The following is a 25,017-nucleotide window of genomic DNA, read 5'->3' on the forward strand; positions in this document are numbered from 1 at the left end:
GTTCTTTAAGTTTTATATTTTGATTTAAACTTTGAATTTGAGTTAAGTTGTCTTGAATGGTTTGATTTTTACTTGAAACTAAATCAGCTACAAATTCAGCTATTTTATCCCAATACTCAGGCTTCATTTCTTTGAGCTCATAATTTTCTTTATAATTACTTAAATCTTTTTTAGGAAATAATCTTTCTTTATGAGAAAAAAATTCTTTTCTTACCCATTCATTAGATTCTTCAAAATGTTTTAAATATGAATATACATTTTTCTTAGGTGGTCGAAACTTAAGCATTTGATCATCTGAAGAAAATTTTTTTTGAGCAAAAAGATGAATATCACCTCTTAAATTATTGCTTTTATTGGCTATGAAAAGCGGAAGAAGTGGATTAATTTTCATAAACAACTGAATTCCTAACAAATCCAAACTTTTATTTTGCACTGAAGGAATTTCGAATTTATCACACCATTTCAAGCTAATACTATTTGCAAAATCTTTTATTAAATTGCCTTTATATAATTCTTTTTTATCAAATATCCTCACAATTAACTGTTTTTTACCAAACACAGAACCCCATAATTGCAATATATTTTTATAATCACAAATATGATAAAAATGCGACAGGTTTTTTTTATATCCAAATTCATATTCTATATTTTTTTTATACAACGCTAATGTATCAATTTCCCCCCACTTGATTGCTTCCGAATATAAAGATATTAACATATCAAAATGATTCCTTATATAACATATAATATAAATTTTTTTAAAACCTAAAAAATATAAAATTTTCTTTAATTTTTTTAATTCATTTTTCGAAGTTAATCTAGATTGTAGCAATTCGGAAGAAAATATAACTTTTGTTTTTCCCTTTAATTCAATTTGCAATCTCCTTATAATCTTTTGTTTATGTAGTAAAATTTCTTTAGTATTGCTTAAAAAATTATTTAAAACATAGCTATCTTTTTTAAAAAGAGAATATCCCAAAAAAGCTAAATCCCAATGATTTTTTAAACCAACAGATTGAGCAAAATAGTAACCTTGTTCTTTAATTGCTTCTCTATTTATATATAGAAATTGTTGTATACTAGTGCTTCCGGTTTTCTCTACACCGATATGAAGATAACACTCCATAGATAATCCTTTATAAATTTTTGATAACTATTTTAATTTTATTTCTAAAAAATCGTCTATAAAGTTAAAAAAAATAAAATAAGCTTCATTTTCATTTTTCCGAAAAGAATTTTCTTTATAGAGCTTCATAAATCTCCTAAAAATAAAAAAAATAATTTTATTTAAATATCGATTGTCTATTGTAAAAATTCTTTTTCTCCATTTTAATAGTTTTTTGTGAAAAACCTTTAAAAAATATTTTTTATTTTCAAAATTACTTTCTTTTATAAAAACAAAAACCATTATAGATGTTAAAAATAAACTAGACTCCCTATAATAAAAATTAAACAAAGACGAATCTTCATATAATTCCATAAATTCATGCAACATGTATTCTGGAATATTTATAATATCATTTGTATAATTCATTATACTACCTTTTCTAATACGATGATATAGTAATTTATTAGTTAAAACACAGATATTACTAGCTTGAAAAAATAAAAGCTTTCCAAAATAATGATCTTCGTGCAAAATTTCATTTAAGAACTTTAATTTTATGCTTTTAAGAAAATTAAAATTTATCATACCTTGCCAAGCAAACCAAAAAGAATCTCTAGATATATTATACATTCTTAATAACAAATCTTGAGATGTAATTTTCATACCTTTTTGAAAACCACATCTTTCTAAAAGAGTTTTTCTATCATCATCTAAATTAATATCATAATAGTAAAAATGATAATTCATCCACACCACTTCTACCCCATCCATTCTAGGTACACATTCTTCTATGCAGTTTAATTCCCAATAATCATCAGAATCTAAAAAGATAATATAATCTATAATAGGATAAGTAAAGTTAGTTAAATCTTGTTCATTCTTAAAAGCTTTATAACTTTTATATACAGTGTATATTTCATAAGGATTATTACCATCTATATTAAATTCTATTAAAGAATTTTCTTTTATAGTTTGAGTTTTGTTTTTGAGTTTATATTCTCCACTAAAATATTCTATACCTACATTTCTAGCACTACTTAAACCACCATTTTTTTTATCAAAAAGAGTGATTCTTTTATCTTTTAGAGTGTATTCTTTTGCAATATTGAGTGAGTTTTCATCTGTACTACCATCATTTACTAGTATGATTTCTAAGTTAGTATAAGTTTGATTGATTACACTATCTAAACATTCTTTTAGATATTTTTCTACATTATATATGGGGATTACTACGCCTACTTTTTTCATGCTTTATCTTTCAAAAATCATTTTCAATAAACTAAAAATATAGAAGTCTAACATTCTCTCTTCAACTTCCTAATTTCAAACAATATCTTAACATACCCACCCTTATACCAAGTTTTATTAGCTTGTATAAGAGCTTCTCCTAGTTTATAAGAAAGATGATTTTTAAGTTTTAATGCTTCTTTATAATCAGGGTAGCTTTCTAATGGAGGTAGTTTTAAAGAAGGATCTTTTTTTATTTTTTCTTGATAGATTTTTTGTTCTTGTTTGTGTGAAATTATTATACTTAATAATGCCATAGGCATTATTAAGTAACCTAATATAGATTTAGAATTTAATATCATAGCTTGACCTAGTTTATAAGAGAGTTGATTTTGAATTCTTGTTTTGGCTGTACCGTATTTAGTTTGGAAGGATAGTTTAGATTGGGCTTGATTGAGTTGAGTTAAATTTTCTTGTATGTTGCTTTGTAATTGATTAATATGATTTGTTTTAGAATTTATAATATTGTCTTTTTCTTTTATGGTTTTATTAAGAACATTGTTTGAATTTTGTATTTGTATTAACTTAGCTTCATTGTCTTTTAGAGTTGAATTTAAAGAGTTAATTTGAAAGGTTTGGGTTAAAATAGTTTGTTTTAGAAAAGTTTGTTCCAATCTTAAATCTTTTATTTGTAAGTTCTTCAGCAGAATTTTATTTTCTATTTGTTCAATTGTATTTTTTTTAATTGTAAATATTTTTCTATCTTCCAAGTCATAATCAAAAATTTGAAAATCATCTTTAAAAATATTTCTAACAATATCATAAGTTATTCTATTATAATACATTTTATAATCCACCCTATTGCTTTTGTTAACATGCTGCAATGTACAACTTCTTTTAAGGAGTCTTAAAACCTCTTGAAAATCAATATCTAAATTTTCAAATTTACCAATATAAGTTACCAAAATATTTTTATTTATATCACACAAAAACTTATATTGGGGTATAAAATGCATTTGAGATAGAATCTGATTGCATATACTATCATTTTTCAAATCTATAATAAAATCTTCAAAAGATTTATATTTATAGAGATAATCTTGCGCCCATTTTTCATCCTTTTTATTACCCCCTCCACTTCTTAAATAATGATACGCTGAAACCATTCTATCATAAGGATTTCTAACAAAACCAAAAGAAAAATAACTCTCAAATTTATTTTTATCAAATTTTACATAATCACTCGCTTTTACATGCCCAACAAGCCATCTATCTGTTTGATATATCACTCTTTCTATACTACTACCAGCAACCTTTGGAACATGAATAAAAATACATTTATACTTATCATGAAAATCTTTAAACATCACACTTTCTTCCATTTAAAAATCTCAAAATCATATCCACATTCTCATTAAGATCTTCTTTTATTATGTGTATATGTGGGTTTTTAGGTTTTTCATAAGGACTGTCTATACCTGTGAAATTTTTAATCTCTCCGTTTCTTGCTTTTTTATAAAGTCCTTTTGGATCTCTTTTTTCACAAATTTCCAAAGGTGTATCAACAAATATTTCTATATATTCATCATCATCTAAAAGATCTTTTATAAGTTTTCTATCTTTTTCAAAAGGCGATATAAAAGCACAAAGTACTATCATACCAGCATCTACAAAAAGCTTACATACTTCTCCTATGCGTCTTATGTTTTCTACTCTTGAAACCTCATCAAAACCTAAATCTTTATTAAGTCCATGACGTACATTATCCCCATCTAAAAGATAAGTATGAAAACCTTGTTCAAAAAGTTTTTTTTCAACTGCATTAGCCAAAGTAGATTTACCACTACCACTAAGCCCACTAAACCATAAAACACATGGTTTTTGATTTTTAAGTTTAGCTCTTTGAGTTTTTGTAATGCTACTTGTATGCCAAGTTAAATTTTTACTCATTTTTTTCCTTAAAAACTAAAAAATACCGGAGTTATAGTTAAAACAATAGCTGAATAAGTCAAAGAAACTATCCATCCTATTTTTATAAAATCAGTAGTTTTATATCCACAAATTGAACCTACCATCAAGTGAGTTTGATAACCATGTGGCATTAAAAAAGCACAACTTGCCCCATAAGCAACCGCTAATATAAACGGAGTTGGATTAACTTCAAGCGCTAAAGCAGTGCTATAAGCAATAGGAAAAGCCAAAGCTGCAGCAGCGTTATTGGTAATGATTTCAGTTAAAAGCAAAGTTAGAAGATAAATTCCCACAAAACTACCATATAATCCATATACCCCAAAAGTTCCTATAATAAACTCAGCCAAATCTTTAGCTAAACCACTATCAACTAAAACTTTAGTAATGGCTAAAGAAGATCCTACTATGATAAAAATTTCCAAAGGAAAGCGTCTTTTTACTTCATCAAAACTTATGATTTTAAATATAAATAAGCAAGCTAGAAACACTAGCAACGCTTTAAGCAAAGACACTAACTCCAAAGCAGATAAAGCAATGATGGCTAAAAACGCAAAAATCACTATAAAACTTTGGATATTACTTAACTTTTGATTTTGCATAATATTTGAGATAATGTAAAAGTTTTTATTGATATTATCTCTTGAGTGAAAGTCCTTGCCTACACTTAAAATAAGCCTATCTCCAGCTTGTAATAAACTTTGGCCAATTTTTGAAATATTTTTTGAGCCTCTTTTTAAGGCTACAATCCCTGCATCAAATTTAGCTCTAAAATTTGCTTCTTTAACGCTTTTTCCTATCAAATTTGACTCAGAATTTATAACAACATCTATTAAATTTAATGTTTCTAGTTTTAAATCTTGTGAGCCAATTTGCAAGCCATCAAATTTTTTCAAAGCCTCTAAATGTGTAATATCTCCACTAAAAATTAACTCATCTCCTTCTTTAATAAGCTCGCTATGACTAACAGGGGCGATAAGCTCATCTTTTCTTTGAATTTCAAGTAAAAACAAAAACTCTAAATTTCTTAAGCCATTTTCTTGTATAGTTTTTCCCACTAATGAGCTATTTTTTAAAACCTTAGCATTGATTAAATACTCATTAATGACATTTTCTCTTTCTTTATACTCAGGCAATAAAAAGCTAAAAATCAAAAGCACTATAAGCACACCAATACTTATACAAAAACCCACTGCAAAAAAATCAAAAATCTTTAAACTTTCCAAACCATTTTGCACTACAAAAGAATTGACTATCAAATTGGTTGAAGTGCCTATCAAAGTCATAGTTCCACCAACTATGGAAAAATATGAAAGAGGGATGAGTAGTTTAGAAGGAGCTTGAAATTTGTTATTTTTTATAATACTCATAAAACTTGCCACTACTGCAGTATTATTTAAAAAAGCTGAAATACTAGCTGTAACAACTCCAAGCCTTAAAAGTGATAGATGATAATTTTTACCTATGATAAATTTAGAACACCAACTTATCACAACGCTTTTTTCTATAGCTAGTGAAACTAACAAAAGCAAAACAAGCACTATCAAAGATTCGCTCGTATAAGAGCTAAGCCAAGTATTTAAATTTAAATACCCCAAAAGATAATAAAGCACAGCTACACTACCAAATAAAATAAAAGGTTTAATTTTATTGCTAATTAACAAAATAAGCAAAATTAAAATACTTAATGCAACAATAATTTTCATATTTTTTTACATTCCCATTCAGGATAGTTTTTTCTAATGTAAGCATTAAGTTCTATTTCCGCTTGAGTGTAAATTCTACTCTTTTCTTCGCTTGCTAAAATTTCTTCTACCATACCCGCTGCTAAGGTTTCATTAGAGTATTTATTTATAATGATAAAGCTTCCTAAAGTCTTATTGTCCTTATAAGCTTTAAGGGCTGTTTTTTTATTAAGCTTTAAGGTGCATTTAGCAATATCATTGAGTTTTAATTCATCGCTTTGAAATTCTTTGAAAGTATTAATGTCTTTTTTAAAATCAATTTTTTCAAATACTACATTAGTAGTTAAATTTGCTATTTTGATAAGATAGTTTTCATTTAAATTAAATTTAACCTCACTCATCCATATTACCATAGCTTTAAAAGAATTTGAAATTTCTATACTATGATTTTTAGAAGCTATTACATCGCCTCTTGAAATGTCTATCTCATCTTCTAAAGTTAAAGTTATAGCACTTGGAAAGCTAACATTTTTAGCACTTTGAACCTTTTCATTTTTATCAGGTATATTTAGGCTTTTAATACTAGGTGTGATGATTTGTTTTATTTTACTTGTTTTTAAAGAAGGTAAAATCACAACTTCATCTTTGATATTTATACTACCACTAGCAATATTTCCACAAAAACCTCTAAAATTTAAATGAGGGCGATTGACATATTGCACACTCATGATAAACTCATCACTTAAACTAGTAGCAATAGGCAAAGTATCTAAAAGCTCAGATAAGGTTTTTCCATTATACCAAGGCATATTAATACTTTTAGAAGCTATGTTGTCTCCATCTAATGCACATATAGGAACAAAGTGGGTTTTAATATGTTCATGATTTTTTAAGTATGGTAGAATTTCTTGATAATTTTTACAGATTATATTAAAAATTTCTTGATTATAATCAATCAAATCCATTTTATTCACAGCAATAATAAATTGTCTTATACCAAGCAAACTCGCTATGTAAGAATGTCTTTTAGTTTGAGTTAAAACCCCTTTTCTAGCATCTATAAGTATGATAGCAATATCAGCCGTACTAGCACCTGTTGCCATATTTCTAGTGTATTGCTCATGGCCTGGGGTATCTGCTATGATGAATTTTCTTTTTTCACTTGTGAAAAATCTATATGCTACATCTATAGTTATACCTTGCTCTCTCTCGCTTGCAAGACCATCTACCAAAAGCGCAAAATCAAGCTTTTCCCCTGCATTACCAAGCTTTTTACTATCTTTTTCTAAAGATAAAATTTGATCTTCAAAAAGCATTTTTGCATCATAAAGCATTCTACCTATAAGGGTTGATTTACCATCATCTACACTACCACAAGTGATAAATCTACAAAGCTCTTTATTTTCATGTTCTTTTAGGTATTTTTCTACATTTGTTTTCATTAAAAATACCCCTCTTTTTTCTTTTTTTCCATACTTGCTTCTTCATCAGTGTCTATAAGCCTACCTTGTCTTTCACTTGTTTTAGAAAGCAAAAGCTCTTCGATGATTTCTAAAACATTGCTAGCGCTTGAATTTATAGCTCCTGTTAGCGGATAGCAACCTAGGGTTCTAAAACGAACCAATTCTTCTTTGGCATTTTTAGCAAGTTCTTTTGGCATGCGCTCATCATCAACCAAAATTTTAGCCCCCATGTACTCTACTACCGGTCGCTTTTTAGCAAAATAAAGACTTGGCGAAGGAATATTTTCTTTGTAAATATACTGCCATATATCAAGCTCAGTCCAATTACTCAGTGGAAAAACTCTTATGGATTCACCTTTTTTATGACGACCGTTGTAAATATCCCATAATTCCGGGCGTTGATTTTTTGGATCCCATGAGTGATTTTCATCACGAAAAGAATAAATTCTTTCCTTTGCGCGCGATTTTTCTTCATCTCTTCTTGCACCACCAAATACCGCATCAAACTGATATAAATCAAGCATTTGTTTTAAACCTTGTGTTTTAGCAATATCTGTATGCATGGATGAACCATGTGTAAATGGAGAAAGATTTAATTCTTTGATTTTAGGATTTTGATAGACTATAAGCTCCATACCAAGCTCTTTAGCGCGTTTGTCTCTAAATTCTATCATCTCTTTAAATTTCCATGTGGTATCTACATGCACCAAAGGAAGTGGTGGTAAACTTGGATAAAATGCTTTTTGTAAAAGATGAAGCATAACCGAGCTATCTTTACCTATACTATAAAGCATAGCTGGTTTTTCAAACTCAGCTATCACCTCACGAATGATATGAATGGATTGTGATTCTAAATATTCTAGATGAGAATTAAGCATCATTTTCCTTTTTTATTTTCTGCTTCAACTTCCCAATCTCAAACCACATCTTAACATACCCACCCTTATACCAAGTTTTATTAGCTTTTATAAGAGCCTCTCCTAGTTTATAAGTTAAACATTCTTTTTCTTTTAAAGCTTCTTTATAATCAGGATAATCTTCTAATGGAGGTAGTTTTAAAGAAGGATCTTTTTTTATTTTTTCTTGGTAGATTTTTTGTTCTTGTTTGTGTTTATCTTTTATATAAGATAATACAAAAGGCATTCTTATATAACCTAGTATAGATTTAGAATTTGCTATCATAGCTTGACCTAGTTTATAGGAGAGTTGGTTTTGAATACGAGACTTGGCTGAAGAGTTAACAGTAATTATTTTTATTTCTTGATTTGCAAACGATAAAAAATGCTTAGAAGTTATCACTATAAATTTTTCTAAAATATGAATAAAATCTTTACTTGTATCTATCGGAATTCTAATGATATTTTGATCTGGTTTTTTGATTATGCTAAAGTTAAACGTTGATAAATTAGAAACTAACAAATCGAATTGTTTAATATAAAAATCACTCAAGACCAAATCAAAAAAAAATTTCGTACCCCACTCGCCGTAACCGTATTGAAATACTATTTTATAGTAAAATTTTTTAGGCTCTAAAAAAGAAGAAAAAATATCAAAAGACCTTCTCGAATATGAAATTAAAAAATTAATATAAAGTCCATATTCTTTTAATTTATAATTAATTAAAACATTCAATATAGGATATATGCCATAAAATAAATTATAAGAAAATAAAAATTGATAGAGATCGCTTTGATCTTTTATTGGCAAATTATATTGCCTGAAATCGATGTTCGTTATTTCATTATAATTATTATTCCAAACTTTATTATTTACATGCCACTCTTGAAAAGATATATAACTGATAAAACTTGACCAAAATTTCATATCAGTTCCAGCATGAATTAAAATGCTATGCTTAGAGTTATTTGGTAATGTATTCACTTTGTCTGCAACATAAACACTCAATTTATATTTATAAATCAATACCCCAAATGGTATTTCATCACCCCATGCATTTCCATTTAAAAAATCTTTATCATACAAATCTTTAAGAATCGAAAAACATTCCTGTTTTAAATTTTTAACATTTAATTTAAGTATACTATCATTAAAATGTATAAACCCTCCATTTGGTTTGATTGCATTGATATCTTTAACATTTTGATACTCGCATTGTAGATATTTGATTAATATAGCAGATCCTCCTTTTGTGATCGTTCCATCTAAATTAAATGATAAAATATTACATATATTACCAAGTAATAACATATCAATATCTAACCATACAACGGATTGGTATTTTTGCAAGAAATCAAAAATATAAAATTTAGCATAAACAAGATGAAAACCAAATCTATTAGATAACTTAATTTTTCCAATACAGCCAACATCATCTAGAAAGTCATCTTTAGAGTATTTTTTAAATATGATTTTTTTAGGCCAAATAGAACTAATTTTATCAATATTTTCTTTATCAATATTATCATACATAATAATAATTTCTGCGATATTATTATAACAATACCTTTTTATTCCAATTATCATATTTGCAAGAGCAAATAATAAGTTATTATCACAAGCCATTAAAACCGCAACTTTATTCATAAAAATCCTTAACTATTTTTTCATATATTCTCTCGCAACATCTACCATCTCTAAAAGTAAAAGTTGAATCTATATTATCTTTATACACACCAAAAGGTTTACAATCGTTTCGCAATAAGTTTTCTAGTTCTTTTAATAATTTTTCTTGATTCTCAACAACTGGCCCAAAACCATCTTTTTTATAATCAAAATACCCTTTTTGCAATGTGTGAGAAGTAAAAAAGTCCTCTTTATCAAATTGATAATAAATTACTGGTTTTTCTAGATACGCCATCTCAAAAGCCACGCTAGAATAATCTGTAATCATTAAAGAAGAATTACAAAATAACATTTGTAAGCTTTCATCTTGATTAGCTATTTTTATATAAGACGGAAGATTAAATTCTTTTAAGTATGGCATAATGTTAGAATGTGGATTAAAAACTATGGTGTAAGAATATAGTTCACGTAGTTTTTTTAAATTATCACTATTCAATAAAGAATTCCATTTTTGAAAATATTCACTTTGTTTAAAATTTTCTTTTAATTCTCTTACCCCTGAATTCCCTATCATCAAGCCACTTAAATACTGTCTCCAGGTTGGCATAATAAGAATTTGTTTAATATTGGTATTTTTATTTTTAAGCAATTCATCATGTCTTGCAAATCCAGCCAAAACAACCTCTTTTTGTCCAAACTTGTAATGAGTATAATTCTTTATAATCGAATTAAATTCCATTTGTGTTGAAACAAAAAATAAATTTATTTTTCTATTATTTAACCATTTTGAAACATCATTTTGTGTGACACCATGTTGTAAGAAAATAAACTGCTGTCTAGATGTAATATATCTCATTAAGTACTCATCTGCATGAGAACTAATAACTTTGGAAGCTTTTTTGATAATCCTTTCAAATTCAAAACTTCCAAATTCTATTAAATTAAATCCTTCTTTTTCTAATCTTTTCCAATCTGAACTCTCTTTTCTTAACGCAAAAACTATTTCTTGCTTAGGATGATTTTGCATAATATATCTATATAAATGCTCTGCATTATCATCTGCCTCATAGTCTCTATCCATTAAAAGCCAAATATTACTCTTTGGTAGTCTTTTTTGAAATTCTTTTCTGATACTTTTAATATCTAAAGAATATTCACCATACTTACCAATCATGCTTTGCTTGTCATTAATCCATATCTCTAATTTATCTTTGGCATTTTTTGGTATATGAGCCCATAATCTTTTTTGATAACAAAAGACCCTATCTAAAAAATCATATTTAACTATCTTTTTATATTCTACATGCACTTCTTCTTCTACAAGAATGCTTTCTATGTCTTCATCATCTCCAGTATAATAAGTAATTAAAATTTGCTCTTTGTAAGGATCATAATCTTCTATATAAGCTATCTGAAATGGTGGTTTTTCACTTTTGAAACAATTTAGAATTCCTACTTTATAAAAAAACCAACAACCAGCTAAAGAGAAATTAGCCACTACTTCCATTTCAATAAAAGAGAAAATTTTATCTAGTAAATTTAAGTATTCTTGTTTTTCGTCTTTGCCCATAAAAGATAATTTTTCAGGAGAATTAATAAGAGGTTTGATTTGCCAACATAAATCATATAAAACCAAATTTTGTATAAATAAAGGAATACTCCTCTTATTTTTTATGCAATCGCTTAAAATCTTTAAGTATCCATTTCTAGTCACATTTAAATAATAATCTTTTGATTTTAATTTTAAATCCAAAGTTGAACTACCATCTTCTCTTTTTCTATAAAAATATTTTGCTTTTGGTAAAAAAACACTTTTTAAATTAATATTTTCTAGCAAATACTCGTTTATAAATTTAGCATCTTCAAAATTTGGCTTTAATTTCTCATCAAATATTAAATTATCTAAAAATGTGATATTCATAAAGCAACTTGCAGCAGACAGTTGTATGAAATTATCAAGATTATAATTTTCTTTAATTTGTATACCATTTTTAAATTTAAAATTCAGCGGATGATTATCTTTATATATTCTTTGTTTTTCATGATAAAAAATTATATTACACCCTATCATACAAATATCATCATCTTGATGAGTTGATAAAAACTTATCTACTTCATAAAAATAGTTCCTATCTAAAAAATCATCTGGATCAGTAAAAGCAACCCAAGGGGTTTTATAATTATTTTCTTGCATATATTTTAAGCCTAAATTTCTAGCACTAGCTTGTCCGCCATTTTCTTTATAAAGATAAACAATGTTTTTTGGATATTTTTTTTGGTATTTTTTAATAATATTTGCAGAATTATCAGTAGAACCATCATCTACTAATATCATAAAAATATTTTTTTTTAAATCAAGTCTTTGATTAATAATAGAATTAAAATAATCATCTAGATATTTTTCTACATTATATACAGCTGAGATTATTGTATATTGAGTAAAGCCTTTGTGTTTTTTAGGAAGATATTTGTTGTATACACCACTCAACCAGAAAACTTTTTTTTCTATAGCATCTTTGAAGAATAGTTTTGGATTAGTTCTAAGCTTTCTTAATTTTTTAGAATTTAAAATCATAATTTAACCCTTAAAAGACATAATCTTTAGTCCAATACCGTGCAACAATTGAATTAATTTTTGATTTTTTAAGCTCAAAGCCTGCTGATAATCTCTGTAAAATTCTAATGGCAATCTTTTATTTAAAACATCTCTTTTAATACTTTTTTTGTATTCTATGGCGTCTTTTTGATGTTGAAAAGATACCCTAATAATGCTAAAAGGTAGTATCAATTTTAACATACCTTTTTTTCTAGAGAGTTCTTTTGTAAGTTTATATGAAAGATATTCTTTCACTCTATCAACTGCCCCTAAGGGTTGATTTTGTATATATATTTTTAAATTTTTAGTGCATTTTTTTAAACATAATGGATCTTTATCAAGCTTTTTTAAAGTCAAAGCCTTATTACAAACCACTGGTAAAAAATGTGTTTTTATATCTTCACTTAAATAGTGATTAGAATCAATAAATTTGATAAAATCTAATGCAATTTGCATCCAGCTTGTACTTTCATAATATAGCCTAGTCATATTTGAATTCTCAAAAACATCTATTTTTTTAAGATGTGAATTAGGATGTATTACCCATTTTTTATTAGTAAAATTCATAGAGCTTGACTCTCTTAAACGATAAACATATATTTGCTTTGGAAATATATAAATATTTTTACTTAATGTAAATAATAACACTCCAAAATGACAATCTTCTGCAAAAATTCCATTAATAAATTTTAATTTTATTTTTTTTAAAAAATTAAAATTTATCATACCTTGCCAAGCAAACCAAAAATAAAAAAGTTTTCTTTCTCTAGCTTTCTCTAGCCATTCTTCAGGTGTGATGATAATCTCATTTTTATAATCAAAATAAGACATTTGACTGATGTGTTTTCTTTTGACTTTATCGTATAAAGGCCTATAATCAAACCACACCACTTCTACCCCATCCATTCTAGGTACACATTCTTCTATGCAGTTTAATTCCCAATAATCATCAGAATCTAAAAAGATAATATAATCTATAATAGGATAAGTAAAGTTAGTTAAATCTTGTTCATTCTTAAAAGCTTTATAACTTTTATATACAGTGTATATTTCATAAGGATTATTACCATCTATATTAAATTCTATTAAAGAATTTTCTTTTATAATTTGAGTTTTGTTTTTGAGTTTATATTCTCCACTAAAATATTCTATACCTACATTTCTAGCTGTACTTTGTCCACCATTTTTTTTATCAAAAAGAGTGATTCTTTTATCTTTTAGAGTGTATTCTTTTGCAATATTGAGTGAGTTTTCATCTGTACTACCATCATTTACTAGTATGATTTCTAAGTTAGTATAAGTTTGATTGATTACACTATCTAAACATTCTTTTAGATATTTTTCTACATTGTATATGGGGATTACTACGCCGATGGTTTTAGTTTGCATTTTTAAACTTTTTTAAAAATTTAGAATCATCAAAAAACGCTTTTGGGTTATAAAAAAATTTTTGAAATAAACGATAAAATTTCGTATGAGAAATTTTAGTTTGCACAAGCTTTAAGCCTATATATTTATTAAATATTTTTATAAATGAAAATGATGAAATCTCATATATAAAAGGCTTATAAATCAAAGAATTTAAACTATATTTGCTTTTTTGAATATCTTTAAAAAATATTTTTTTATTTTCTAGATTTATCTTATAAAATTTTATAATTTCTTGTTCTTTTTTACCAAAACAGTATAAATCATTAATTAAAAAATTTACAAAAAAATCTAAATCATTTTTATCTATATTTTTTTTTACCATAAAATTTAAAATTTTATCATTGTCTTCTTTTGATAAACTTTTTAAATACAATCTTGCTTGTGTTATTTCATCTTGATATAAAGTTTTATCAAATTCTAACATTTTATTTTTGTTACTAGTTATCAAATATGACTCAGGTAAAATTCCTTTTTCAAAATAAACAATATCCAAATCTAGCTTTTGAAAAAAATCCAATAGATTTTTATTTTTAATGCACTCATTTAAAAGTAAAACTTTATGAATTTGTTTTTCCGTGATTATACTTTCGAGTTCTTTTTGGCTTTTGTAAATTAAATTATCTTCATTTATATATATAATATTGCCTATATAAGGTAGTATTTCTTTTATGGAATATAATATTTCCTTGGAATGAATAAATAAAACATTATCTCGGTAAACACTTTTATCGCATAAATGCTTTATAGAATGTGATTTAATATTTGATATATGATTATAAAATCTTTGATGATTTTTATGTTTATTATCCATGTAACCATTTTGATTTGGTTCATCATGATGAAAATGATATAAATATATCCCATGAAAACTTGCTTCATATCCAAGTAAAGCAAACCAAGCTCTAAAGCCTTCAAAACTTTTAAAATTCCAATTTCTTGCATCATAGTTTAAATTAACTGGTATTTGTTCTAAATCAATACAAGAGTATAAAATTCTTGCCAAAAGATCAAAATCCTCATATCCGTGGCCTATAAATTGCTCATCATTTCCACCAAGCGTTAAAAATTTATGCTTATTAATCACTATACTAGAGGTAGAACTTGGGGCAAAAAATTTGATCCACTCTTTTTTCCCACTAATTAAATCATTTTTTATCAAACCATCCCATATTTTTTTATCTTGATTTTCAATAAATTCACTACCTTTTTGATTTAAAAATACAACTGGTAAGGACAAAATATGATTTGGTTTTAAAGCTATTTCTTTAACATTAATAAGATCTAAAATATACTCTAAAGATTGCTGTGATAAATAATAATCCACATCTAAAAACATCACTACATCTGAATTTGCAAAAGATGCACCCAAGTTGCGACATTTGCCTTGCGAGAAAAAATCTTTTTGACTTTCATCTTTAAGATAAATATGCCCATTTTCTTCGATAACACGCTTTAAATCATTTTCTAAAGAAGAATATCCTTCAACAAATATATATTCAACCCTATCATCACTTTTAAACTCACATGCTTTTTGAATAACACGATCTTTGATATAAATTCTTTCCTTACTTAAACCAAAAGGTATAACAATGGAAAGCTTCACACATTACCTATCGCATAAAGTTGTATAACGCCTACTATTTTTTCATCTTGAGTGACAACTATTTCTTTGATTTTATGTTTTAGCATAAGCTCTTCTGCTTCACTTGCCATAGCACTTGCTTCTATGGTTTTAGGTTTTTCACTCATGATTTCTTTAGCTTTAAAATCAAATCTTGGCTTACCGTTTGCCCTTAAAGCTCTTCTTAAGTCCCCATCTGTGATGATTCCTACTAGCTTCTCATTTTCAAGCACTACACAAAGTCCTAATTTGCCACTAGTCATCACATCAACTAACTCATTAAATTCACTCTCAGGGCTTACTATAGGTAGATTACTTGTCACCATCAAATCACCCACCCTAGTTAAAAGCTTTCTACCTAAACTTCCTCCTGGGTGAAATAAAGCAAAATCATCAGGTCTAAAATTCCTTGCTCTCATCAAAGCTACTGCTATAGCATCACCCATAGCTAAAGTGGCCGTAGTAGAAGAAGTTGGAGCAAGCTGAAGCGGGCAAGCTTCTTTTTTTACTGCTATGTTTATAAAAATATCTGCTTGTTTAGCTAAAGTAGAATTTTGATTTCCCACCATGACAATTAAAGGAATTTTTCTTTTTTTAATCACAGGTATGAGTTTTAAGACCTCTTCAGTTTCTCCTGAATTTGAAATAGCCAAAAGCACATCCTCACTTGTAAGCATACCAAGATCTCCATGTAATGCTTCACCCGGATGCATAAAAAAACTTGGAGTACCTGTGCTAGCCAAGGTCGCAGCTATCTTAGCCCCTATATGGCCTGATTTACCCATACCACTTATTACACATCTACTTTTACTAGATAAAATCAACTCAACCGCTTTATTAAAATCTTCATCTAAATTATCGCATAAATCTAAAATCGTTTTTGATTCTATCTCAAAAACTTCTTTGGCTATTTTAATCGCATCTATTTGGCTCATCTAAATTCCTACATTTTCAATACTACATTAGTCGCAATAGCTATTTGATATAAAATTTGTGTTAGCATGCTAAAAATTTGGAGATTTTGACTATCTACTTTTGGTAAAACTAAAATAGAATCTCCCGCTTTGATATCTGCTGAACTTCTACCACTGTATTTAGTTGCTTTACCATTAGCATTGATTACCAAAACTCTTGATACATCTGCTCTATCACTAAAACCACCTGCTAGGTTGATATAATATCTTAATTTTTCTTTATCCATATACACAAACGCACCCGGTATAGAAACTTCACCTTGAACTAAAACAAGATTATTTTTACTAGGTACATTTACCACATCACCTTCTTCTAATACTATAGAATTATACGCTTTGACATTGTCTATAACGATTTGTCCTTTTGGTTGAGCTTGTTTTGCACGCGCAATAAATTCTAAAATCGTCTTAGCTTGAGTAGCTCTAATACTAGCTTGCTCAGCATTAACCGAAGAGCTTGTTAGAGCTAGTGTTTCAAGCTCTTTAAGTTGGGCTTCAATAAGTTGTTTTTGGGTAGCTGCTACACTTTTTCTAAAAACCTGTAAAGCGTTAATGTTTGATTGATCATTAACTATAATCATTTTAGCAAGTTCAGCTAAAGTTGTGCCTTTTTTTATCACTACTGAATGCAAACCGCTATGCTCACCTTCTATGCTAATACTAATATTTTGCGCAGTATAATCAGGTCTAAACTCTATCTCATCACCATTGTATAATTTCACACCTAAAAACTGCTTTTTGCTGTAAGCATCCACATGTAATTTATGATCATCCCTATAGCTTTTTACCACAGCATTAGTTACTATAGGTTTAGCTCCTGCAACTTTGGCTATATCTTCTAAATTTAAAATATCATTACTTAACTCAAATCTAAAGGGCTTTTGCACATCTCCTTCAACAAAAACATACTTTTGCACACTACCCACCAAAATCACATCACCCATTCTAAAAGGAAAAAGATCAAGCTGACCCTTAAGTAAAAAGTCATATAAATCTACCTTTTTAATGACTTTATTATCTCTTAAAATTTGAATATCTCTAAAGCTACCATATTCTAGATTAATTCCACTTGCTTTATCTAAATACTGTATAATAGAATCTGAACTTAATCCTTGATAAAGACCTGGTTGATTTACATTTCCTGTAACAAAAACTGATACATTTTGATAAATATCCATATCTGCATATACATAGACATTGCTTTTATAAATTTTATTAATAGCTTTTGTAATAACTTGTACTAAAGCACTATTTTTCACACCCAAAAGATTAATAGCTCCTACTTTTGGTATGAAAATATTTCCTTGAGAATCTACTGTTAAGGTTTGTATAAACTCTACCGCACCCCAAATTTTTACATTAATCCTATCGCCTACTGCTAGTTTATAGTCAGGATTATAAACATGTTGGGTAAATTTAGTAAAGTTTCCATTAAACAAATGTGCACCAAATACTTTAGCATTTGTAATTGCTGTTTTATTTAAATCACTTTGTAAAAATTCTTTATCTTGAATTTGCTTTATACTATCTGCTTGTGTTTTTGCGATTTGAGAAACATCTACCGCTGAAAATAAAAACAAAGGTAAAAGTAAAAATAAAAATATCTTTTTCATTAGTATCTATGCTCCTCTATAATCATTTTAATAAATTTAACAATTCCATAAATCAAAGATAAAATCATAAAAGCTGTGAGTATATTATACAAAGCTTCCGGGTATTTAGCACTTTGAGGTAAACTTGGACTTTGAACTATAACCACCTGCTTTATCTTTCTTAAAGCTTCTATCCTAGCACTCTCATAAGCTTTTAATGCAGCTGTGTAAGCACTTTCTGCAAAACCTGCTTCTATGGTTAGATCTTGAAATTTAGCTGCAAGATCGTTGAGTTTTTGAGAGGATTTTGGCGATGAAACTTTGGATTTTTCTTTTTGAAGTTGTTTTTTTAAGGCTGTGATTTCACTTTTTATAGTAACAATTTGTGGTGCATTATCGTTTATATAACTTTGCATCATTAAAAGCTCAGCTTCTTTGGCTGCTATTTTTGATTCAAGTTCAGCTATGAGTTTTAGGGTCCCTTCTGCTTGTTTGAGTGGATCAAATACTCCATATTTGTTTTGAAAAGCTAAAAGCTCATCTTTAGCCTTTTGATATCTTTTTTTAAACTGCAAAAGTTCTTCTTCGGCAAATTGCATTTGATCTCTTGCGGCTTTGTGTGAAATTTCATTGATAAATTTTTCACTTTCTTTAACTATAGTTGAAGCTATCAAATGTGCACTTTGTGGATCAAAACCTTCAACTTCTACACGCAAAAGCCCATTAGCTGAGTTTTCTTGAGTAATTTTAACACGGTTTTGATAATACTTTAAAAACTCTTCCTGATTGGCTGATGAGGAAATACTATAAAAAAAATCAAGTTTTTGTTTTTGATATAACTCACGAATTTGAACTTTTTCTTCTAAGATATTTAACATATCTAAAGAATGAATATAAGATTTTAAATAATTAATATCCTCGCTTGAAAAAGAATTATTAGTCAAAAATGCGGCAATTCCAGTAATAGCTCCGCTATCTCCTGTGGTTGATTTCACACTTAAAACACTTTCACTCACATAGCGATTTGCTGCTATAAAAATATAATAAAATACAACAAATGCTGTCAAAATCAATACTATTTTAAAAGAATTAAATATTTCTAAATTTTTAAACTTTTTTAATAATTCATTTTGCATTTATTTTTCCTTGATATACCGCTATACCCTCATCTACATCATCATATATAGTAGCTTGTCCATCTTGCATAAATATAATTTTATCACACCATTGTTTAATTTCAGCTACATTGTGTGAAACCATGATAACTTTTGACTGACTTAATTTTTCTTTATAAATTTTAGAACTTTTTTCTCTAAATTTAGGATCTCCCACAGCACCTGCTTCATCGATTAAATAATAATCAAAATCAAATGCCATGCTTAAACCAAAAGATATTCTAGCACTCATACCTGCTGAGTAAGTATTCATAGGCTCATCAAAAAATTTACCAAGCTCAGCAAAATCTTCAACAAATTTAATCTTTTCTTCTAAAGCCTTTCCTTTGTAACCATATACTCTAGCCACAAAGCGTGCATTGTCCCTTGCTGAGAGTCTGTGTTGAAACGCACCTGCTAAGCCTAGAGGCCAAGATAGTTTTTTATTAGTTATAATCTTACCTCTATCAGGAAGCAAGGAACCACTTAAAAGTTTCATTAAGGTTGATTTTCCAGCACCATTGCGTCCCATTAAACCTATACTACAATTTTCAGGGAATTCAAAACTTAAGTTTTTAAAAACATAATGCCTTCCACCATTGCGTAAAGGAAAAGATTTGGTTAAATTAACTAATTTTATCATCGTACCGCTATCAACTTTTCTCTAGTAAAATAATAAAAAAACAATCCTAAAAACAAAATCACACTTAAACATGCAATAGGGTAATAATAATTATAATCATCAAGTAATGGATAATTTTGAAAAAAATTATATTTTAAAAGCTCCATAATATGCAAAAGTGGATTGTAATATAAAATATCTAAAATAGGTTTGGGTACTATCCAAACAGGAAATACCACCAAAGAAGTCCAATATAAAATAGCATTTAAATAACCCAATGCCATTTTTAAAGGTTCTGCAAAATGTCCTGCTATAGCAAAACACATTCCCATAGCAAAACCAAACACTATAAGTAAAAAAAGTGAAAACATCACTTCTAAAAAGTGTTTAGGTATAACTTGCATATGCAAAAACCATCCAGCTAAAAACATCACACAAATAAAAATAGTAAAATAAATGCAAAACTCAAGCATAGTCCTAGCAATAAAGACATGTATAGGTTTTACTGGCTTATAAGCAAATAAAGTTAGATTAGAACTAATGCCATTTAAAAGCTGATTAATAATACTTCTAAACATAAAAAAAGGTATAATCCCTACTGCTAAAAATAAAAAGATAGAAACACCCTCGGGCATGATTTGATGGCGAAACTCTCTAATAAGTGTGATTATAGAAGTAATCACTAAGATTACCATCATAGGCTCTCCGATTACCCAAAAATAGCCCAAATATTTATTAATACCAAATCTTGTCTTTAACTCTCTAAAAAAAAGAGCATGTATGACATTAAACATATTTTTAGCAAACCTTTTTAAATTTTCAAAATTTTTATATTATACTTTTTTATCTTATATAATATTTAACAAGGTTTAAAAATGAAAAGAAATTTCTTTAAAGAATTAGAAAAAATTTTATATCACAAAGATATTTTTAAAAAGATTGAATTATTTAATGAATTTTATGAAAATTTTAAATCTAATTTGTATGATTTTAATCATTCACATGAAGCGATCATTTATGAAAACTCACAAGTTAAAATCCTTCATCCTATGAAAATAAGGCGTCCAAAAGAAGCAAATAGTACTTTATCTTTAGCTAAAATATTACATTCAGTTGCACATATAGAATATAGTGCTATAAATTTGGCCTTAGATGCTAGTTATAGATTTAAAAATTTGCCATTGAAATTTTATCAAGATTGGCTTGAGGTAGCTGATGAGGAAATTAAGCATTTTTTACTTTTAGAAAAAACTTTAAATGAACTTGGTTTTAAATATGGAGATTTTCATGCTCATGATAATCTTGAAAAAGCCTTATTTTTAACCAAAGATAATCTTGCTCATAGAATGGGCATAGTGCATAGAGGACTTGAAGCAAAAGGACTTGATGCCAATCCTTTTGTCTTAGAAAAATTAAACACAACTAATCATCCTATAAAAAGTTTATTTAGTGAAATTTTCACCATTATATTAAATGATGAGATTAAACATGTAAATAAAGGAGATTTTTGGTGGAATTATGCAAAAAATGAAAATGACGATTACCTTGATCTTTGTGCCAAATATAAAGAATTTAATCTTTTAGGAAAAGTATATAACAAAACAGCTAGAATACAAGCAGGGTTTAACGAAAATGAACTTCAAAAATTAGATGATTTTTATAATAGAAAATAAAGATGGTGGTTAGAGGCAGAATCGAACTGCCGACACGCAGATTTTCAGTCTGCTGCTCTACCGACTGAGCTATCCAACCACTGAATTGAAGTTGTAATTATACAATAGTTTTTTTAAAAAAAGTTGAAATTTGCATAAAAATGCAAATCATTCAGCAAAAGCTCCAAATTTAAAGATTTTTTGCATTCTTAATGCAGCTAATTCGCGTTTATCGTATTGTTCTAACTCTTCTATAGCTTTTAAGACATAATCACTTAAATTTTTAATCGCGTTTTCTTTATCTCTATGAGCTCCACTCATTGGCTCTTCGATAACATCATCTATTAAACCTTGAGTTTTTAAATCATCAGCAGTTACTTTCATCGCCTTAGTAGCAGCTTCACTTTTTGATGGATCATTCCATAAAATAGCAGCACAACCCTCAGGTGAAATCACAGAAAAAACTGAATTTTTCATCATAGCAAGTTTATCAGCTACTCCTATAGCCAAAGCACCACCACTTCCACCTTCGCCTATAACTACTGCTATAGTGATTGTTTTAAGGGCGCTTAACTCATATAAATTTCTAGCTATAGCCTCACTTTGACCACGCTCTTCAGCACCCACTCCTGGGTAAGCACCCGGAGTATCCACTAAAAATAACACCGGTATGTCAAATTTTTCAGCCATTTTTGCTACTCTTAGAGCTTTTCTATAACCTTCAGGATGAGGCATACCAAAATTTCTATGAAGTTTATCTTTAGTACCTCTACCTTTTTGCTCACCTATAACAATAATTTTTTTCCCACCTATATAACCTACATAACACACAATAGCAGGATCATCTCTAAAAGCACGATCACCATGGATTTCATAAGCATCACTTAATATAGCTTGAATATAATCAAGTGCATAAGGACGATCAGGATGTCTTGCAAGCTGTAAGCGTTGGTAATCACTTAAATTTTTATAAACTTTTTGAGTTTCTTTTTCAAGGTTTTTTTCTAAAATTTTTACTGCTTCATCATCGCCTTTGATTTTAGCATTTGCTAAATCTTCATCAATTTGCTGAATATTTTTTTCAAAATCTAAATAAGAAGCCATGTTAATCTACTTTTTTGAAAATCACACAGCCATTTGTTCCACCAAAACCAAAAGAATTGCTCATTACAACATTAACTTCGTTTTTTCTTGCAGTATTTGGTATATAGTCAAGATCGCAATTTTCATCTGCTACGATTTGATTGATAGTTGGCGGTAATACACCTTGATCAAGTGCCATTAAAGAAATAACAGCTTCAATAGCACCAGCAGCACCTAAACAATGTCCTGTTTGACCTTTTGTAGAACTAACTAAAGGAATTTGATCTTTGAAAAGTTCTTTGATAGCTGCTGTTTCATTTTTATCATTTACTGGAGTAGAAGTTCCGTGTGCATTAATATAATCTACTTTTGGATTTCCTGCCATTTTTAAGGCTTTTTTCATAGCACGCAATGGCCCTTCTAAAGTAGGTGAAGTGATATGATGTGCATCTGCACTTTCGCCAAAACCTACCAACTCAGCATAAATTTTAGCTCCACGCTTTTTAGCAGCCTCATACTCTTCAAACACTAAAGCACCAGCACCCTCACCCATTACAAAACCATCTCTTTCTTTATCAAATGGTCTTGAAGCCTTAGCTGGATCATCATTTCTAGTAGAAAGAGCTTTCATAGCAGCAAAGCCACCTATACCTACAGCACAAATAGCTGCTTCAGCACCTACTACAAGCATTTTATCTGCATTGCCTAAAGCTATGCTTTTATATGCTTCGCCTATAGCATGAGTTCCTGCTGCACAAGCAGTCACGCATGAGATATTTGGTCCTTGTAATCCATGCTCGATTGATACAATCCCACCAAGCATATTAACCAAAGCTGATGGTATGAAAAAAGGAGTTATTTTGCGTGGTCCACGCTGTGCGCAAGTAACGGAATTTTTTTCTATATTTGGTAAACCACCTATACCAGCTGCTGAAACTACACCAAATTCTTCTTTGTTTAAAGTTTCATCAAATTTAGCATCTTCCATAGCTTCTCTTGCTGCTTTAATACCAAGTTGTATAAAACGATCTATTTTTTTAACCTCTTTAGCATCACAGACACTTAAAGGATCAAAATTTTTTACTTCAGCAGCAATTTGCACTGGAAAATCAGTGGTATCAAAAAGAGTGATTTTATCAACGCCACTTTTACCATCACAAATTGCTTTAAATGAGCTATCTTTGTCTAAACCAAGGGCATTGATCATTCCTATACCTGTTACTACAACGCGTTTCAAACCGCACTCCTTATTAAAAATTAAAATTATTTTTGAAGATTTTCTATATAATTAACAACATCTTCGATTTTTACTAGTTTTTCAGCATCACTGTCTGGAATTTCTACATCAAATTTTTCTTCTAAAGCCATAACTAATTCAACAACATCTAAAGAATCTGCACCTAAATCTTCAATGATTTTAGATTCCATTTTAACTGCATCTTCATCAACACTAAGTTGCTCAACAACTACTTTTTTTACATCATCAAAAATTGCCATTTTTATCTCCTAGTTTAAAAAATTAAACCACATTTTACAATAAAAAAATAAATTTCTTGTTTAAAAAGTTAAAAATTAAAGATTATTACGAAAAATTTAATTATCTGTGTTTAAATAAAAGCTTAATTTTTAACAAAGGAAATTGATGCTTTTGGATAGACTTATAAAAGAAAATAAAAAAACTTGGGATCAATACATCTATCATGAATTTGTAAAAAAACTTCAAAATGGCACTTTAGAAAAAGATATATTTTTATTTTATCTTAAACAAGATTATATCTTTTTAAATAATTATGCAAAATGCTATGCTTTACTTGCTTTAAATGCGAACAATGCTAAAGAAATTCATTTTGCCATTAAAAATCAAAACTACACTTTAGAAGGAGAATTAGAACTTCATAGAAGTATTTTAAAGCTAGGTATTGATGTAGAAAAACTTGGCTATAAAGATGAAAGCTTAACTAATATTGCTTATACAAGGTACTTACTAAGTGTGGGGCAAAATGGAGATTATTTGGATATGCTGTGTGCTTTGAGTGCTTGTGCTATAGGATATGCATATATAGGGGAAGAAATTTATAAAGGACTTAATGAAAAAAGCTTAGAAAATCATCCTTACAAAGAGTGGATTTTAACCTATGCAGGTAAAGAATTTCAAGATGAAATTAAAGAATTTAAAGACTTTTTTAATTCTTATACAAATAGCATTAGTGAAGAAAAATTTAAAAAATTAAACGAAATTTTTTATACTACTATAAGACTTGAAACGGCCTTTTGGCAACACTCTTTAGAGCAAAAAATGGAAATTTAATCATCATAAA

At 28.2% G+C, this 25,017-nt stretch carries 21 protein-coding genes and 1 tRNA gene; 2 read left to right on the top strand and 20 right to left on the bottom strand.

Going from position 1 to position 25,017, the window contains the following annotated elements:
* From L8U37_RS05885 to L8U37_RS05960, 16 genes are all read right to left on the bottom strand, one after another.
* A partial coding sequence (locus L8U37_RS05885; protein ID WP_263728800.1) for a hypothetical protein occupies window positions 1-718 on the bottom strand: 718 nt, incomplete at its 3' end.
* A gap of 435 nt (window positions 719-1,153) precedes the next feature.
* Complete coding sequence (locus L8U37_RS08235; protein WP_393921472.1) at window positions 1,154-2,356, bottom strand: glycosyltransferase family 2 protein; 1,203 nt, start codon at window positions 2,354-2,356, stop codon at window positions 1,154-1,156.
* A 47-nt stretch (window positions 2,357-2,403) separates the two neighbouring features.
* A complete protein-coding gene (locus L8U37_RS05895; protein ID WP_263728801.1) occupies window positions 2,404-3,702 on the bottom strand; it encodes a sulfotransferase family 2 domain-containing protein in 1,299 nt (432 codons plus the stop codon).
* On the bottom strand, window positions 3,695-4,285 hold the full coding sequence (gene cysC, locus L8U37_RS05900) for an adenylyl-sulfate kinase (RefSeq protein WP_263728802.1): 591 nt from the start codon (window positions 4,283-4,285) through the stop codon (window positions 3,695-3,697). The genes L8U37_RS05895 and cysC overlap by 8 nt, the downstream gene beginning before the upstream one ends.
* A gap of 8 nt (window positions 4,286-4,293) precedes the next feature.
* A complete protein-coding gene (locus L8U37_RS05905) occupies window positions 4,294-6,009 on the bottom strand; it encodes an SLC13 family permease (RefSeq protein WP_257929088.1) in 1,716 nt (571 codons plus the stop codon).
* Window positions 6,006-7,430: a sulfate adenylyltransferase subunit CysN gene (gene cysN, locus L8U37_RS05910; protein ID WP_220566332.1), complete on the bottom strand. Its 1,425-nt coding sequence runs from the start codon at window positions 7,428-7,430 to the stop codon at window positions 6,006-6,008. The genes L8U37_RS05905 and cysN overlap by 4 nt, the downstream gene beginning before the upstream one ends.
* The gene (gene cysD, locus L8U37_RS05915; RefSeq protein ID WP_263728803.1) at window positions 7,430-8,332 is read right to left on the bottom strand and encodes a sulfate adenylyltransferase subunit CysD; all 903 of its coding nucleotides are present in this window, start codon (window positions 8,330-8,332) and stop codon (window positions 7,430-7,432) included. The genes cysN and cysD overlap by 1 nt, the downstream gene beginning before the upstream one ends.
* Window positions 8,322-9,995, bottom strand: a complete 1,674-nt coding sequence (locus L8U37_RS05920; RefSeq protein ID WP_263728805.1) for a glycosyltransferase — start codon at window positions 9,993-9,995, stop codon at window positions 8,322-8,324. Before L8U37_RS05920 ends, cysD begins: the two co-directional genes overlap by 11 nt.
* Window positions 9,988-12,549 (bottom strand): bifunctional glycosyltransferase family 2 protein/CDP-glycerol:glycerophosphate glycerophosphotransferase, encoded by a 2,562-nt coding sequence (locus L8U37_RS05925; protein WP_263728807.1) that lies wholly within the window; start codon window positions 12,547-12,549, stop codon window positions 9,988-9,990. The genes L8U37_RS05920 and L8U37_RS05925 overlap by 8 nt, the downstream gene beginning before the upstream one ends.
* Window positions 12,550-12,552: 3 nt before the next feature.
* Entirely contained in the window at window positions 12,553-13,959 is a 1,407-nt protein-coding gene (locus L8U37_RS05930) for a glycosyltransferase family 2 protein (RefSeq protein ID WP_263728809.1), read from the bottom strand.
* Window positions 13,949-15,604 (bottom strand): galactosyltransferase-related protein, encoded by a 1,656-nt coding sequence (locus L8U37_RS05935; RefSeq protein WP_263683428.1) that lies wholly within the window; start codon window positions 15,602-15,604, stop codon window positions 13,949-13,951. The genes L8U37_RS05930 and L8U37_RS05935 overlap by 11 nt, the downstream gene beginning before the upstream one ends.
* Window positions 15,601-16,557: a KpsF/GutQ family sugar-phosphate isomerase gene (locus L8U37_RS05940; RefSeq protein ID WP_412174903.1), complete on the bottom strand. Its 957-nt coding sequence runs from the start codon at window positions 16,555-16,557 to the stop codon at window positions 15,601-15,603. The genes L8U37_RS05935 and L8U37_RS05940 overlap by 4 nt, the downstream gene beginning before the upstream one ends.
* Window positions 16,558-16,565: 8 nt before the next feature.
* Window positions 16,566-18,209 carry a polysaccharide biosynthesis/export family protein gene (locus L8U37_RS05945; RefSeq protein WP_263728810.1) on the bottom strand — a complete coding sequence of 548 codons (1,644 nt, stop codon included), beginning with the start codon at window positions 18,207-18,209 and terminating at the stop codon, window positions 16,566-16,568.
* Window positions 18,209-19,324 (bottom strand): capsule biosynthesis protein, encoded by a 1,116-nt coding sequence (locus L8U37_RS05950; protein WP_070256126.1) that lies wholly within the window; start codon window positions 19,322-19,324, stop codon window positions 18,209-18,211. Before L8U37_RS05950 ends, L8U37_RS05945 begins: the two co-directional genes overlap by 1 nt.
* Window positions 19,314-19,985: a capsular polysaccharide export system, ATP-binding protein gene (locus L8U37_RS05955; RefSeq protein WP_039617525.1), complete on the bottom strand. Its 672-nt coding sequence runs from the start codon at window positions 19,983-19,985 to the stop codon at window positions 19,314-19,316. Before L8U37_RS05955 ends, L8U37_RS05950 begins: the two co-directional genes overlap by 11 nt.
* Entirely contained in the window at window positions 19,982-20,758 is a 777-nt protein-coding gene (locus L8U37_RS05960; protein WP_263671618.1) for an ABC transporter permease, read from the bottom strand. Before L8U37_RS05960 ends, L8U37_RS05955 begins: the two co-directional genes overlap by 4 nt.
* An 81-nt stretch (window positions 20,759-20,839) precedes the next feature.
* Between L8U37_RS05960 and L8U37_RS05965 the strand changes: the two genes are divergently transcribed.
* Window positions 20,840-21,637: a ferritin-like domain-containing protein gene (locus L8U37_RS05965; protein ID WP_263728811.1), complete on the top strand. Its 798-nt coding sequence runs from the start codon at window positions 20,840-20,842 to the stop codon at window positions 21,635-21,637.
* Window positions 21,638-21,640: 3 nt separating this feature from the next.
* Here L8U37_RS05965 and L8U37_RS05970 read toward each other — a convergent pair.
* From L8U37_RS05970 to acpP, 4 genes are all read right to left on the bottom strand, one after another.
* Window positions 21,641-21,716: transfer RNA gene (locus L8U37_RS05970), tRNA-Phe, on the bottom strand.
* 68 nt (window positions 21,717-21,784) lie between these two features.
* A complete protein-coding gene (locus tag L8U37_RS05975; RefSeq protein ID WP_263728812.1) occupies window positions 21,785-22,720 on the bottom strand; it encodes an acetyl-CoA carboxylase carboxyltransferase subunit alpha in 936 nt (311 codons plus the stop codon).
* 1 nt (window position 22,721) lies between these two features.
* The gene (locus L8U37_RS05980; protein ID WP_263659415.1) at window positions 22,722-23,936 is read right to left on the bottom strand and encodes a beta-ketoacyl-ACP synthase II; all 1,215 of its coding nucleotides are present in this window, start codon (window positions 23,934-23,936) and stop codon (window positions 22,722-22,724) included.
* A gap of 26 nt (window positions 23,937-23,962) precedes the next feature.
* Complete coding sequence (acpP, locus tag L8U37_RS05985; RefSeq protein WP_039617517.1) at window positions 23,963-24,196, bottom strand: acyl carrier protein; 234 nt, start codon at window positions 24,194-24,196, stop codon at window positions 23,963-23,965.
* Window positions 24,197-24,341: 145 nt separating this feature from the next.
* Between acpP and tenA the strand changes: the two genes are divergently transcribed.
* On the top strand, window positions 24,342-25,007 hold the full coding sequence (tenA, locus tag L8U37_RS05990) for a thiaminase II (protein WP_263728813.1): 666 nt from the start codon (window positions 24,342-24,344) through the stop codon (window positions 25,005-25,007).
* Window positions 25,008-25,017 lie beyond the last annotated feature (10 nt).

This window comes from Campylobacter sp. RKI_CA19_01122 (genome assembly GCF_025771325.1).
Taxonomy (GTDB): domain Bacteria; phylum Campylobacterota; class Campylobacteria; order Campylobacterales; family Campylobacteraceae; genus Campylobacter_D; species Campylobacter_D lari_D.